Here is a 14,225-nt window from a genome sequence, read left to right on the forward strand (position 1 = left end):
GGGGATAAAGCATGAGCAGATTTACTTGGCGAGCAGGCAAACTGCTCTTGCTAATGCTGGTATGGTCAATTGCAGCTTCTGCAGTCAGCGGCTGCTGGAATCGGCGGGAGCTGGATACGCTCGGCATTCAGCTGGGAACGGCCATTGACAAGGTTGGCAATCAATACCGGGTCTCCGTTCAGGTTGTTATTCCTAGCGAGCTGTCGGCAAAGGCGGGCGGGGGAGGGCGCTCGCCGGTTGCCATGTATGAGGCGACCGCGCCAACCGTATTTGAAGCGTTCCGCAAACTGACGGAAACCAGCTCGCGAAAAATATATTCCGCGCATATCCGGGTGCTGATCATTGGGGAATCGCTGGCGAGGGAAGGGATAGCCAATGTGCTTGACCTGCTGTCACGGAATCCTGAAGCCCGTACGGATTTTTATTTAATGATTGCGCATGATGCACCGGCGAATCAAATTTTGAAAATTTTGACGTCGCTGGAGAAAATTCCGGCGGAAAATTTATTTTATGCGCTGGATACATCTGCCAAAACATGGGCACCCACGACAACGGTTACGATTGAAAGTTTGATCGAACAGCTTGTTACAGACGGAATTAGCCCTGTGTTGACCGGAGTTCGGCTGGAAGGCAAAGCCCGGCAAGGGGAAAATATTTCGAATATCCAGCAAGCGGATTCACGAACGCGTACCCGAATTACCGGGCTTGCTGTTTTTCATTCTGACAAGCTTATTGGCTGGCTCAATGAAAATTATAGCAAGGGCTACAATTATATAATGGATAACGTGACAAGCACCGTAGGCCATCAGACCTGTCCAGATGGCGGTTATATTGTCATGGAAGTATTGCGCAATAAAACGAAGCTTATCCCCAAGGTCGTGGACGGCAAGCCGGTCATTAAGGTGAAGATGAAGCAGGTGGCATCGGTAGCCGATGTGGAATGCAAAATCGATTTAACGAAACCAGAAACGATCAAAATGCTTGAAGAAAACGGAAAGCAGAGGATAAGGGGGGTCATTCAGGGAGCTGTTGAGCATGTTCAGAAAACCTATAATTCCGATATATTTGGCTTTGGTAATACGTTTCATGAATACAAGCCAAAGCAGTGGGAGAAGTGGAAGGATGACTGGGATGAGCTGTTTCCCCAGGTCAAGCTGGAATATGACATTGAGCTTCAGATTCCGAAGGTCGGCACGACAAATGATGCGTTTCAAAACTATTTGAAGAAATGAGGAAGGCTAAGTGGCTGGAATTCTGATTATATCGGCTCTGGCCATAACGCTTGCGGTCATCGAGCTGCCGAAGCTCGCGAAAAAAGGCTGGAAAAAAGAAATTTTTGTTTATCTGATTATGCTGGCGGGGGGTGCTTTTTTGAGTATATGTGCCTTCAACCAAATCAGATTGCCTAGTCCACTAAATATTATTGTGTACATTTATAAGCCGCTGGAAAACTGGTTTAATGCATTTTAAGTCGAGGGGGTGAGGGCATGCCGAAGCAGGGAAGCATAAGCGCTAGACAAATGGCTGTACTCGTTCTATTTTTCATCGTGGGCGATATGTTCTGGTTTATTCCGACCTTGCTTGCTTCCATTCTGGACTCGGATGCCTGGATTCCCTCTTTGCTAAGCATGTTCTCAGGACTTGTCGTCGTCTGGTTTGTAGATAAGTGCTACCGCCTTTTTCCGGGGCTTACATTGATTGAGATTCATCGAGCTGCTCTAGGAAAATGGCTGGGCGGCTTATGCAGCCTGTTTTTCTTATTTCTGCTTTTTAATGCCATTGGTACCCAATTGAGAGTTGTTGGTGACTTTGTTACAACTCAAATGATGCCGGAAACGCCGGTACGAGTAATCGTGCTTATGATTACTATTCTAGTTGTTATTACCTTGAGGGCTGGTCTGGTTGTTTTTGCAAAATCGGCCGAGATTTTTATCGTGGGTTTGGTGCTGATGTTCATCATGTTCATTGTTATGCTGCTTCCAGAAGCTTCACTCTCCAATCTACTGCCTGTTTTTCATCATAAAGCAGCGGACTATGGCAAAGGCGTACTGTATGCAACCTCTTTTCCCTTTTTTCAAATGGTTACCTTTTTTATGCTCTTTCCTTTCATGAAGCAGACAAACAGCTGGACAAGAGATTTTATGCTGGTCTCCCTAGTAGCGAGCTGTTCCTTATTTCTGATCGTTATTATGTCGCTGCTCGTGCTGGGCGATTATATGACGGAGCATCAAATTTATGCCGCGTACGCCATGGCCAAAAGAATTAGCATTGGCCGATTTATAGAACGTGTAGAGGCTGTATTGGTCATCAGCTATATCGTTTCGACCTATGTGAAAATGTCAATTAATGCGTTTGCCTTTGTATACGGCCTATCTCAATTTCTTGGCCTGCGAGAACAACGTGCAATTATATTTCCATTCGGCTTGCTGATGTTTGGGCTGGCTTATACCATTGGTCCCAACATTCCGTATATTAATAGCTTTGTTACGATTTGGCCTTTTTGGGATTTGACCAATATGTTGATTTTGGCGCTGGCAGCCGTCATCATGGTAGTGTTTAAGAAAGGGAGGGTAAGCAATATTGGCTAATGAAAGGAAAAATCTATTAGATCAGGATGGCGGATGGAAGAGCTTTGCTTAGTTATCCGCATATTTAATAGAATGAACAGACCATCCCTAATCTCTCAGCATACGATATTGTATGGATTGAGAAGAGGAGGATACCTGATGCCTGGGTTTGTATATTTTTGCTCCATTTGTGCGTTTCTGGGGTCTATTGTGACATTTGCTTTTGGTGTATGGATGGAATCGCTTACACTGCTGATCGTCGTTATGGCTATTGACTATGTGACTGGTGTGTCTGCATCTTTAAAGGAGGGTCGAGGCCTTAACAGTTCATTTGGAGCATGGGGAATTGCTCGCAAAGGGCTTATGCTGCTCGTTATACTCATCGCACACCGTGTAGATCTATTGTTGGATGCTAATAATATGACAATGGGAGCGGCTATTTATTTTTATATTGCCAATGAACTGATCTCTATTACTGAAAATTACGGAAGATTGGGTTTGCCGCTTCCGGATAAAATTCGTCAAATGATTGAAATTTTAAAGGATAAAAATAAGTAAACGTTGGGCAATGTAGCACTTGTATAAACCGGCTCACTTTGTATATAATAGGAACAAGTGTTCTTATTGCGAAGGGGGCTGTTTATTTCGATGAAGCCATTGGAGAAACCGACTGCGCGTGTGCTAGTTATGAGGCGTCAACCGATTCAGAGAGAGGAGGAGCTTGTGCTGGCAAGGCGTTATGTGCTGCTTGGCATCATTGTACGGATTCTGGATCATGATATACGTGTGCTTCATTCAAGCGAAGCCAAGCTTCCAAAGCTTTATGAGACGATGCTGCTTGGCTTGCAGGACCGTGTGTTGCTGGAGCTTACTGCTCTTCGTAAACAGCTGAGAAGCAAGGGCATTGAAATGGTTGAAGAGAAGCGAAGTGAGGATGGGCTGGAGGCGCAGTATATTTGTCGAGGGTACCGCCACCGTTTCATTCTGTTATGGGGATATATTCGTTCGGAATCGGAGCAGTTGCTTCGAACGTATTGTCGATAATAATAAGAACTGCTTTACAAATGAAATGTCAAGCAACACCCTAGCTGCTTTTAGCGGCAATTGAGAAAAGTTCATCATTTTGTCATAATCACCAAAAAAGTTTTCCCCTTAATCAGTTTAAGCTTGAGTACATAGGACGATCTTATGTAATATAAGAAGTAAACATTAGATAGTAAAGGGGAGTACGTTGTAATGCATAAGTGGATTATGTTTGTATTAATGACAGCGGCATCACTGCTAGGTGTTTATTTGCTAACAGCAGGCTTGCCGGCAAAGCCAGTGGATGAATCTGCTTCACTGCCTGAAGGTACGGTTTTGGTAAACGTACAAGCCAACGCCGATTTCACTTTTGATCAAACAGAATATAAAGTGAAGGTTGGAGACAAAGTCATTCTTCGTCTGAAAAACAAAAGCGGTATTCACGGTTTGAAAATTGATGAGCTGAATGTTGATCTTGAAGGCGAAAAGCTGGAAACGAATATTGAGTTCGACAAGCCAGGCGAATATGTGATGCATTGCTCCGTTCCATGCGGTACGGGTCATATGGAGATGAAGACGAAGCTAATTGTAGAAGCGGCTTAATAAACGAATTTTTCATTAAAAAGAGAAGGTGCTTTGGGGCGCTTTCTGCACATAGGTTTTATAAACAAGAAGAGGAGCCGACTGGCTCCTCTTTTTAAAAATATAAGCATGTATAAGTTTCCCCCTTGTAATCGGCTTATATTTCACCCTCGAAACGGTAGCTTTGCCGCCAGAGGACGGTTTTCGGCCGTTGATGCTAGGCGCGATAACGCGTTCTGGACGAGGTTCGGTACACGATGACGTCGGCAATCAATCCGAGCAGCGCCCATGTAGCAACAGTAAGTACATACATAAGCATCACACTTACCTCATGAACATCGATAAACAAGTCAACGAACCAGGCTGGGACGCTGAACATAAAGAACACCATATTATGCGGGTCGTAGCCGGTTGAATTGTACAGGCATAAAGCCAGTCCAATCAGGGCGGCGATGGCTGTAAATTTATAACGCATGTTAAATCAGTCCTCTCTTATCGGATTAACGTTGCCGGATTGCGGCTGCTTGGGTTATTATGTGACAAAAGGGTTTAAGCAATTCCACTAGTCGAAGGGAGTAATACGATAATGATTACGCATATTGTTTTGTTTAAACTAAAGGATAACAGCGCCGAGAGCGTGGAAACGACCGCACAGGTGCTTCGCAATATGGAAGGTAAAATTGACGAATTAAAATCGATTACGGTTGGCCTGGACGTCCTGCATTCCGAACGTTCTTATGATATTGGCCTGATTACAACTTTCGAATCGCTTGATGCATTGGCGGCTTATCAGGTTCATCCGGTACACCAGAAAGTAATTGAGCATATGACCCAGGTTCGCGAAGCATCTGTAAGCATCGATTTTGAAAGCTAAGGCGCTGCGAGAAAATTAGCGGTACTTTATTTCGTCGCTGTCTCCAAGACACGCCAGCCTTAAGAGAGGACGTTAATGGCAATGGGAGAAGACTTATATCAAATAATGACGTATTTGTTCGTCATTATTGCCAGCAGCATTATTATGGTCGCTGTGCTGAAGCGCAAGGCCAAAAAGAAGAAGTAACGATAAAGGTGGCGAAACGGTATGTATTACGTGAATCGCGAACAAATTGCGGTGAGGCTTAATGCAATTCCTGATATTTCTGAGGCACTGACCTTCATTGCAGCCGAGTGGAATGGCAGCATGCTGCAAGGACTGGCACAGGAGCGGGCGCTGCATCTTGCAGTTGAAACCGTTACCGATGTCGGCAGCTATCTTATTGACGGATTTATGATGCGTGATGCGAGCAGTTATGAGGATATTGTGGAAGTGACTGGAGCGGAAGGCGTGTTTTCCGCAGAGCTGCTGCCGACGTTCAAGCAATTGGTACAGCTGCGCAGGCCGCTCGTTCAGCAATATTATGAATGGCAGCGCGGCGAGCTGCATCCGCTAACCAGTCAGCTAGCTCCGCAATTGCTGCGTTTCAAACAGGAAGTGGAGCTTTATCTGGAGCGCGAGCTGGTTGATTTTGAGGGAAAAGTTTAAACCGAATCGTACACACCATACTTTTAGAATATGTTACAATACCTGTAACAAGCGTTCGAAGGTGGCGATAGGATGAAGCAGCAAAATCAACGAAGCGCCGGTCCTGCGCCGGATAAGAGAACGTCTCCAGGCTCTACGCGCCAGCGCATTTTGCATTTGCTCAAGATGAATGGCTCTATGAATGCCGCGCAGCTTGCAAGCGAGCTTGCGCTGACTGAAATGGCCGTGAGGCGACATATGTACGCACTTGAAGAGGAACAAGCTATACAAATTGTGATGGTCAAGCAGGCAATGGGAAGACCGCTGCATCGATACGAACTTACCTCACACGCGGATGACCGTTTTCCAAAAAACTACCATACGCTGGCGCTTGATTTACTCGGTGAGCTGGCAGACGAGGCAGCTACAGCAGGCCTTATTACCCGCATGTTTGAAGGCCGCAAGCAGAAGCTGTTGGAGCGTTATGCTCCGCGCATGGCGGGCAAAGCACTGGAGCAGAAGGTGCTGGAGCTTGCAGCTATTCAAAATGCCGGAGGTTATATGGTTGAGGTCGAGCCGGCAGGCGAGGGGCATTTTGTATTAAATGAGTATAACTGCCCAATCGCTCAGGTAGCGAATCAATACCAGCAGGCTTGCAGCTGTGAGCTGACGTTATTTCAGTCGCTGCTTCATGCAGAGGTAGAGCGGACCGAATGCCTCGCTAAAGGCGGGACCAAGTGCACGTACAAAATAAGTGCCGTATAGGTTTTATATAGGGTCTATATACGTTTAAGGAAGAAACCGATGAACAGGCAGGTCATATGACCTTGCTCTAGCCATCGGTTTTTTTGCATGCCGTTGTGTCAAGACAAGCCCATGCTGCTTATAATGGCATTACGAAATGGGCAGATGCCCTGCTCTGGTTTACAACGGGAGGTGAACGGGCGATGAACCTTATAGCGGGATGCGCGATTGCAGCTACATTAGCATTTATTGGGTTAGTGGTGGGCGTATTGCTTGGCTTGCGCAAAGGGCTGATTCAGCTCGAAAGCTTGCGCACAAGCGCCGACGAGCTGCGGGGACAGCTGCAGCATACAGCGGCTGAGACAGTCGCTTTAATGGAGCCGGCTAAGCAATCCCTCCTGCTGGTGCACCAGCAGCTGCAAAATGTCCAATCCTTGTTCTCAGCGGCAGGGCAAATTGGCGAGACGATCGAGCAAACGACAGAAACCGTAAGCCGGGTCTCCTCGCTATTGTCCGAATCCGCTGCCCAGCATATAGCGAAGGCTGACACGAGAAATAAGGCAAAAGAAGCGATGGAATGGGCAGAGCTAGGTATGCTGGCGTGGCAGCTTTGGCAAACTAAGCGCAAGCATAATAGCTGAAAGCAATAACGGCGCGGAAATGGCGGAATGCGCCGCAATAATGAAGGGAGCGAATCGTATGGCAAAGCAGAAGCAAACGAAAGGATTTTTGTTGGGGGCATTGGCAGGTACGGTTGCAGGAACCGTTACAGCGCTGCTGCTCGCTCCAAAAGCAGGCAAGGAGCTGCGTGAGGATATTGCAGGCGGCGTTCAAGATTTGAGTGAAAAAACGGTTAGAGCAGTAGAGCAGTGCGGCGAGAAAACGACTAGGGCGGCAAGACAGCTGGGCGATAAAGCGGTACACATCGCGGATTATGCCAAGGATGGAGCAGAGGCTCTCATTAGCAGCGCGCGTACATGGAGAAAAGGCGGGCCTCAATTAACGACGGAGGCTGCTGGCGAATTGGGGCAACTAGAAGACTTAGTGGAAGCAGCAAGCCTTTCGGAGGAGCTGGCATCTGAGGGAACAGCTGAAACGGTAGCAGCGGAAGCGATTGAAAAATAGTGCGTCGACGACCGCGTTGTAAAGCTGTGTTATATAAGGAATAGAGCAGCAACCATGCATGGAGCCTGCCTTAATAGGGAGCAGGCTCTTTCCTTTTACACAAATATAAGCATATATAAGCTTCACACTTATAATGGGCTTATATTTCAACGCGAAACGGTAATTAGCCGCCAAAGGACGGCGACAACCGTTTCACCTTGAAATATAGGAAAGGATTTCGTAACGATAACCATTCTCTATATTTCTCGGAATGAAACGCGCCGCACCGCCAAAGGACGGCGACAACCGTTTCACCTTGTCAGCTGCTGTCCATATTTTCCAGGGTGCGTATTGCGCCGCTTCTTAAGCGTAATTCTTGTAGGCTGTCCATAATTGAGATAAGATGTAGGTACGTTTTGATAGCTGAAAACATATGCTATTGATGTCTTATTCTCCTCATGAGCGACTACAATACGTTTAAGAAAGCGGTGTGTTTGTGCAGCAACCGATTGCCATACTTGATTCAGGCGTGGGCGGGCTTACCGTCGCCAAGGAAGTCATGCGCCAACTGCCGCGTGAAAAAATTATTTATTTTGGGGATACGGCTCGAACACCATATGGACCTCGTCCTTCGCAGGAAGTCGTTCAATTCACACGGGAAATTGTCGATTATTTAATCCAGTTTCGGCCGAAAATGATTATTATAGCTTGCAACACCGCTACAGCGGTTGCACTGGAGGATATACGTTCTAGAGTAAACATACCTGTCATTGGTGTTATCAATCCTGGGGCAAGAGCGGCCATCAAGCGCACCCAGACGGGCTGTATTGGAGTCATTGGTACAGAGGGAACAGTAAGAAGCGGCGCTTATGAACAAGCGCTCAAGGAGCTGTCGCCAAGCGTACGCGTTATAAGCGAGGCTTGTCCGTTATTTGTTCCGCTTGTGGAGCGGGGCAATTTTCGTTCCAGCGAAACGTATGAGACGATTCGCCGATCTATCGGACACTTAAGCCTATATCCGATGGATTGCCTTATTTTAGGCTGTACGCATTATCCTTTTTTGACAGAAGCGATCGCTGAAGTTGTTGGCTCCCGCATAGAGCTGATCAGTTCCGCAGACGAGACGGCTCGTGATATTAGTACGATCCTTCATGATAAGGGTCAGCTTTCCCGAGGAGAAGTGCTGCCTGTTCATCAGTTTTTCTCCAGCGGCGACCCAATAATGTTCAAAGCCATTGCCCAGCAATGGCTTGGCGAGCAGATTGAGCTGACGCCTGTCGTATGGCAGGTGCCAACGATCGGATAACGGCTCTAGCCGTTTCTGCCATCCTTCGAATAAGCTTTCCAAGCCGCTGGCAAGTGGCAGAGGCCACTGAAAAACTTGTGATTTTAGAGGAGAGCAATCAAGCACAAAATAAAAGACGACCCAAATTCCCGTTTTAAGGAATATCGGTCGTTTTTTCGCTTTCTAGACAGGCCATTATGGCTGGTTTTTCATTTCATCAGTTTCAATATTCTCTTCATATTTACAGCGAAGATCGCCATAGCTCCTTGTAATTCCATGCCAACAAGATCCGAGGATGAGGCTACCTCATACCTGTGTCGGTGTTTCAACTCACTGTTTTTCGCTTCTATTTTGTAGCGTTCCTTTGCCTTTTCTTTGAAATACTCGCTTTCTTGGAACGCCATCTGGTCCGTGTGCTCGCTAGATTTAATCGTCACCGATTTTAGCCCCTTCCGTATAGCATCCCTCTTGAAAGGGGCATCGCTTGCACTTCTCGACATCGAAGTAAAAGGGATCGGTTTGGTTTTTCCTTGCTCCTTTATGCCTTGCCTTGCTTTCCGAATCGCCAGATGACCAGCTTTGCAAACGTACATACCGGCGTCTTTGTTAAACTCAAATGCTTCTTCTTTCTTGCGACCCCCTTGCGTAATTTGCGGATTCAGCTTCGCCGCTAGCTCCATATCATTCGTTTTGGTATACGCAATGTTGTCTTTTTCTGAATAAGCCGTATCCCCAATGACCGTTCTGACTTCCATCCCTGTGGCCTGACTTTTTTCGATCAGCGCTTGCAGCTGCTTGCCGTCACTCTTTTCGCCTGTTGTGACAATAGCCGCTGTAATGATTCGTTCTTCGGTCATCGCAATATGGGTTTTATAACCAAAAAATGAAGAATCCGCGCTCTTATGGCCGACCCTTGCATCTTGGTCTTCCGAGATTCGAAGCTGCTCAAGGTCATCTGCAACCGTTTCTTTAAGCAGATTTAATGGTTCTTTTATCTTAGGCAGCGCACAGATACCTCCCTCAGCTTCAATCACATCGATGAGCTTTTGACAATAAGCGATTTCATCCTCCACTACATCGTTCGTGTTCTTTGCTGGGGAGTTGGCCTTCAAGGATTCATCGATCTTGTATTCGGCTTTTCTTAGCTTTTTGGAACGATCCTGAAGGATTTCCCGTGGGGACTTCTGATTGTACCGAGCTTTTGTATGGGTCGCGTCGACGATGATCGCTTTACTCTGGATTACACCTTTCTCGATTGCAATGGCTACCGTTTTGTTGATCAGCAGGTCCAGCAGATTCATATCCTTTAGCCGCAACTTGCGGAACTTGGTTAACGAACGGGAGTCAATCACCGACTCTTCTGGGGCCATATCCAGAAAGTACTTAAACGACATGTCGTATGTAGATCGCTCGACAAGATCACCGTCAGACAATTCAAAAAGGGCTTTAAGCAGCGAGTACTTAAACATCCGGATCGGGTCGATAGCATTTCTACCCTTGTTCAGGCAATAGTTTACTTTCAGTTCCTCATATACAAAAGAAAAGTAAACGAGCTCATTGATTTGCCGTTGCATATTATCCTTGGGTATAACCAGTTTGTAAAGTTCAATATATGGACTGACAACCAGCGTTTGCTGCATTTGAATCATTAGCTCACCTGCTTTCCTGTATTCCTTTCATTAATACAAGAAAAAAGGCACATTCTCCTCATTTTTCATGAGTGAATGTACCTTTCTTGCTTCAAAAGGACTTTTTCAGTGGCCTCCAAGTGGCATGGGAGGCTTTTTTGCCGAATATAATTCAGGAGAGGCAATTTTGGAGCGAGGTGAGGAATACGGTTAATGTAGTGTGGGAAAATAAATACGGTTATCAGGAGCTGCTCGCGAACTGCCGCGAGCTGACGCAAACGTACCCATTTGTCACCGTTCATACGATTGGGCATAGCGTGCTCGGCAAGCCCATTGTTGCGCTGCGCTGCGGAACGGGTGCAAGAAGCATTCATATGAATGGAGCCTTCCATGCGAATGAATGGATTACGTCGGCTATGCTTATGCGATTCGTAGGGGATTATGCTGCGTCATGCGCTGAAGGCCGCTCGATCTGCGGCGAGCTGGCTTTGCGGCTGCATGAGGAGACGACGCTGTGGGCCGTGCCTATGGTCAATCCGGATGGCGTAGAGCTTGCGCAGCAAGGGGCGCTGCCTACCCACCCGTTTTATTCCCAGCTCATGGCGTGGAATGAAGGCAGGGAGTCCTTTGCCGAATGGAAAGCCAATGCGCGCGGCGTCGATTTGAATGACCAGTTTCCGGCACATTGGGAGGAAGAGTGCCAGCGGCGCGAAGTTCAGGGGCCTGGTCCGCGCGATTATCCGGGACCGTATCCGTTAAGTGAGCCAGAAGCGATGGCGATGGCGAATTTAACGACAGCACAGCGTTTTGACTTGACCGTCGCCCTGCACACGCAGGGAGAGGAAATATATTGGAACTATCGCGGCTATGAGCCAAAGGAATCCGAGCAGCTGGCGGAGCGGCTAGCCCTCGTCAGCGGTTATAAGCCAGTGAAGCTGACAGGCAGCGATGCTGGCTATAAAGATTGGTTTATCCAGCGATTTAGAAGGCCAGGCTTTACGATTGAAGCGGGACGGGGAGAAAATCCGCTGCCGCCTCAGCAGCTGCCCGCCATCTATGAGGCGGTGAAGCCGCTTCTTGTGGAGGCGTTGTCGCTTCACCGGGAACGGGAGCTTTAGCCATTTTCTAATTTAAACGCTATGCGCAAAGCAGAGCGCGAATAGCCGCAGGAAATGAAGCGCAGCTTCGATTTTCTGCGGCTATTGCTGGTTGAACAGGATGGAGGAAGAGGAGTGCCCGCCTTTAGTCCAGCTTTGCAGCAGGGATGATTATGCTATAATGAAGGCGAAAAATAACAATGAAAGGCGGCGAATGACATGCGGAAATTTTTATCGCTCCGGCATTGGCAGCGCACGTTCAGCCGAATTTTTCAACTGCTTCGCTCCAAGGAGGTTTCCTGGAAAGACAAGCTGTTGTTCCTTGTCCCGGTGCTGCTGTATTGGGTTTTGCCTGACGCATTGCCCTATTTGCCGTTTGATGATATAGCCGTGACAATGATTGTTGCAGAATGGTTTGCCCGCAGAACCGAGAACAAGTATAATAGGATAAGTTAAAATTTTTTTTCTAATTGCTGGTTAGACAAATGAAGGAGTGTTTAAGTGATGATGACAGTCAAAATTTCGCGCAATGCGGCAAAAATATTGAAGCTTGAGCTGGACAAGCCTGAGAATGAAGGCAAGAAACTTCGCGTATATGTGACGCATTCCCACGGCGACCATGCGCACTATGGCATGGGCATCGATGATCCAACGGATAAGGATGTTGTCGTTTCCACAGATAAAGATATCGATGTTATTTTGGAGAAGGACAACAAATTTCTTGACGGCATTCGCATTGACTACTTCTATGTGCCGGAAGAAGGCTTTGCCATTACGAACCCTTCCCAAGGCAATCACGGCGACCACTAACAGGCCGTGAGACCGAAGACAATACGGAAGTAGGACTAACAATAATGGCAAATGATATAATGGTATGTGATAAATGCAGGTTTTATCAGGTTAAGACGCTAGTGCCGAAGCTGCAAAAGCTAGCGCCCGATGCGGAAATTCGGGTTGGCTGCAAATCCTATTGCGGGCCTTGCGCAAGGTCGCCATTTATTTTTATTAATGGACGTTATATAAAAGGCGCTACTGAAGATGAAGCCATTGAGAAGGCCAAACGTTACATTAAAGGATAGTCAACATACGGCAGCAGGGAAGAGACTCAACATCTGTTGGGTCTTTTTTTGCCAATTGAAGCGTGAGCGGGCATTGCCATTCTTTGAAGGCAGTGCCCGCTTATGCTTTAATATTTGAGGAGGTTGAGTGAGCATGCGTCGTTTCCGCTATTATATCGCTGGATTGATTTTGGCCTTGCTGTACATTGCAGCTGCCGAGCTAATCTGGCTCCCTGCTCCGCTTAAGCTGGCCGCTTCTGGCATGCTTTGGATTGATATGATTAACTGGCTGCTCTATGCGCTCGCTTTCATTCCATTGCTCTGGCTGGTTGGCGGCTGCCGAGGCATTGTGGAGCGGGTGAATCGTAGCGGCGGTTTTGCTCGCGTTGCCACGATTCGTTTCGAGCGGCTGCTTGCAGTCGTTCAATATGGCATCGCTCTGCTCGGTGTGTCCGCTATCGGATGCATTGCTATTTTTCCGCAAAGGTTAATACTGTCGCTGCCGCTCATCGGGGGCATGCTGCTGATTGTATGCATTGAAATGGTTTGGAGCGAGCTGCTTGCGCGCCGCAGTATGGAGAAGCGGGGAGGGCGCTGGCCTAAAACCTTTATTTGGATGCTGGGCTCTGGGCTAGCCGCTGCTTTTGTACTGGTGTACCCGACAAATTATATTGTCACTTATCCGGGCCTTACGATGAACATGAACCGCTATGCCCATGTCGAAGGAGGAGCCGCTGGAGGCAGCATTAGCGGCGTGCTGGTGTTTGATCGGCCTGCAGTGCCTGCGGACTGGCTGTACAGTCTGGTGCTGCCGGAATATACGTTTGAGCGCAAGCCTGAGAACGAGCCTTCCTTGTCAGAGTCCTATACACTCGTTTCGACGATGAAAACAGATGCGAACAGTGTGGCCGCTGCGATTGCCGAGGGCAAGGCGGGCATAGGAAATGGCGTAACAACGACGGGGGTCCGCATTATCGGGATGACGAAGGATGCCATTGCTCAGGGCACACTCGTTCCTGGCGATTTAATCGTCAGCTTGAACGGCAAGGGGGTGGCGAGTGTGACGGAACTGACCTCCTTTATGGCAGATCCAGCCTTTGTTGTACCGGGAGAAACGGTTCAAGTCGGTGTTCAAAGAGGGACGTTAGCAGAAAAATTAACGCTTGAGGTGAAGACAGCAGCAGCTGCTGCGACCGATCAATTGCCTGTGCGCGCCGTATTCGGCATTTCGGTGCAAAATGAACTGAAGCTGGATGCCCCAAGGCCTGTCAGCTATTATTCGTATATTGCCCATATCGGCGGGCCGTCCCATGGCGCCATGCTCACGCTGGCGCTTCTGGATCAGCTTACGCCAGGCGGAGTGACACATGGGCTGCAAGTCGCTGGCACCGGCACGATAGAGCCGGATGGCTCGGTGGGCCTCGTTGGCGGTGTGCCGCAGAAGGCCTATGCGGTGAGCCGGACCGATGCGGATGTGTTCTTCATACCGGCAGAGCTTGAGCAGGAGGCGAAGAGCGCAGCGCCTGAGCTGCTTGTCGTGCCGGTCAGGACCATTGACGATATTTTGCTCTGGCTGCAAACCCACGAGAAATCCTGACCGCAGGGTAAAAAATAAACCGGGGGCTTGCTGCTTAAA

19 protein-coding genes are annotated in these 14,225 nt (G+C 48.0%); 17 read left to right on the forward strand and 2 right to left on the reverse strand.

Annotated elements, in window-relative coordinates; all coding sequences use genetic code 11:
• Positions 1-11 precede the first annotated feature (11 nt).
• The 6 genes from AC50Y5_RS02580 (at position 12) to AC50Y5_RS02605 (ending at position 4,193) form a co-directional block, all read left to right on the forward strand.
• Positions 12-1,232, forward strand: coding sequence for a Ger(x)C family spore germination protein (locus AC50Y5_RS02580; RefSeq protein ID WP_056029611.1), 1,221 nt, complete (start codon positions 12-14; stop codon positions 1,230-1,232).
• 10 nt (positions 1,233-1,242) lie between these two features.
• Complete coding sequence (locus tag AC50Y5_RS02585; protein ID WP_046230012.1) at positions 1,243-1,470, forward strand: hypothetical protein; 228 nt, start codon at positions 1,243-1,245, stop codon at positions 1,468-1,470.
• Positions 1,471-1,487: 17 nt separating this feature from the next.
• Positions 1,488-2,588, forward strand: coding sequence for a GerAB/ArcD/ProY family transporter (locus AC50Y5_RS02590; protein ID WP_056029606.1), 1,101 nt, complete (start codon positions 1,488-1,490; stop codon positions 2,586-2,588).
• A 138-nt stretch (positions 2,589-2,726) separates the two neighbouring features.
• Positions 2,727-3,125, forward strand: coding sequence for a phage holin family protein (locus tag AC50Y5_RS02595; RefSeq protein WP_056029603.1), 399 nt, complete (start codon positions 2,727-2,729; stop codon positions 3,123-3,125).
• A gap of 90 nt (positions 3,126-3,215) precedes the next feature.
• The gene (locus AC50Y5_RS02600) at positions 3,216-3,611 is read left to right on the forward strand and encodes a YhjD family protein (protein WP_235533032.1); all 396 of its coding nucleotides are present in this window, start codon (positions 3,216-3,218) and stop codon (positions 3,609-3,611) included.
• Positions 3,612-3,803: 192 nt separating this feature from the next.
• A complete protein-coding gene (locus AC50Y5_RS02605) occupies positions 3,804-4,193 on the forward strand; it encodes a cupredoxin domain-containing protein (RefSeq protein ID WP_056029600.1) in 390 nt (129 codons plus the stop codon).
• Between the two features lie 196 nt (positions 4,194-4,389).
• Here the strand turns inward: AC50Y5_RS02605 and AC50Y5_RS02610 are convergent, their stop codons facing one another.
• Complete coding sequence (locus AC50Y5_RS02610) at positions 4,390-4,647, reverse strand: hypothetical protein (protein ID WP_056029597.1); 258 nt, start codon at positions 4,645-4,647, stop codon at positions 4,390-4,392.
• 111 nt (positions 4,648-4,758) lie between these two features.
• On the opposite strand from AC50Y5_RS02610, the gene AC50Y5_RS02615 reads away from it, so the two are divergent.
• From AC50Y5_RS02615 to racE, 6 genes are all read left to right on the forward strand, one after another.
• Positions 4,759-5,046, forward strand: coding sequence for a Dabb family protein (locus AC50Y5_RS02615; protein WP_056029594.1), 288 nt, complete (start codon positions 4,759-4,761; stop codon positions 5,044-5,046).
• A 207-nt stretch (positions 5,047-5,253) separates the two neighbouring features.
• Positions 5,254-5,694 (forward strand): DUF86 domain-containing protein, encoded by a 441-nt coding sequence (locus AC50Y5_RS02620; protein WP_494858262.1) that lies wholly within the window; start codon positions 5,254-5,256, stop codon positions 5,692-5,694.
• A gap of 72 nt (positions 5,695-5,766) precedes the next feature.
• Positions 5,767-6,438, forward strand: a complete 672-nt coding sequence (locus AC50Y5_RS02625; RefSeq protein ID WP_099519643.1) for a helix-turn-helix transcriptional regulator — start codon at positions 5,767-5,769, stop codon at positions 6,436-6,438.
• A 95-nt stretch (positions 6,439-6,533) separates the two neighbouring features.
• Positions 6,534-7,058, forward strand: coding sequence for a hypothetical protein (locus AC50Y5_RS02630; protein ID WP_494858264.1), 525 nt, complete (start codon positions 6,534-6,536; stop codon positions 7,056-7,058).
• A 58-nt stretch (positions 7,059-7,116) separates the two neighbouring features.
• Positions 7,117-7,542, forward strand: coding sequence for a YtxH domain-containing protein (locus AC50Y5_RS02635; protein WP_056029582.1), 426 nt, complete (start codon positions 7,117-7,119; stop codon positions 7,540-7,542).
• 475 nt (positions 7,543-8,017) lie between these two features.
• Positions 8,018-8,827, forward strand: coding sequence for a glutamate racemase (gene racE, locus AC50Y5_RS02640; protein WP_056029580.1), 810 nt, complete (start codon positions 8,018-8,020; stop codon positions 8,825-8,827).
• A 188-nt stretch (positions 8,828-9,015) separates the two neighbouring features.
• Here racE and AC50Y5_RS02645 read toward each other — a convergent pair whose 3' ends face one another.
• Positions 9,016-10,455, reverse strand: coding sequence for an IS1182 family transposase (locus AC50Y5_RS02645; RefSeq protein WP_494858267.1), 1,440 nt, complete (start codon positions 10,453-10,455; stop codon positions 9,016-9,018).
• Between the two features lie 137 nt (positions 10,456-10,592).
• Here AC50Y5_RS02645 and AC50Y5_RS02650 point away from each other — a divergent pair, with 137 nt between their 5' ends.
• From AC50Y5_RS02650 to AC50Y5_RS02670, 5 genes are all read left to right on the forward strand, one after another.
• The gene (locus AC50Y5_RS02650) at positions 10,593-11,552 is read left to right on the forward strand and encodes a M14 family metallopeptidase (protein WP_235533031.1); all 960 of its coding nucleotides are present in this window, start codon (positions 10,593-10,595) and stop codon (positions 11,550-11,552) included.
• Between the two features lie 198 nt (positions 11,553-11,750).
• Positions 11,751-11,987 carry a hypothetical protein gene (locus tag AC50Y5_RS02655; RefSeq protein WP_056029577.1) on the forward strand — a complete coding sequence of 79 codons (237 nt, stop codon included), beginning with the start codon at positions 11,751-11,753 and terminating at the stop codon, positions 11,985-11,987.
• A gap of 51 nt (positions 11,988-12,038) precedes the next feature.
• Complete coding sequence (locus AC50Y5_RS02660; protein WP_056032761.1) at positions 12,039-12,341, forward strand: hypothetical protein; 303 nt, start codon at positions 12,039-12,041, stop codon at positions 12,339-12,341.
• A 44-nt stretch (positions 12,342-12,385) separates the two neighbouring features.
• Positions 12,386-12,610 carry a YuzB family protein gene (locus tag AC50Y5_RS02665; protein WP_056029575.1) on the forward strand — a complete coding sequence of 75 codons (225 nt, stop codon included), beginning with the start codon at positions 12,386-12,388 and terminating at the stop codon, positions 12,608-12,610.
• Between the two features lie 133 nt (positions 12,611-12,743).
• Positions 12,744-14,186 (forward strand): S16 family serine protease, encoded by a 1,443-nt coding sequence (locus AC50Y5_RS02670; protein ID WP_494858269.1) that lies wholly within the window; start codon positions 12,744-12,746, stop codon positions 14,184-14,186.
• Positions 14,187-14,225: the final 39 nt, after the last annotated feature.

Source organism: Paenibacillus sp. JT22N7, from assembly GCF_059383875.1.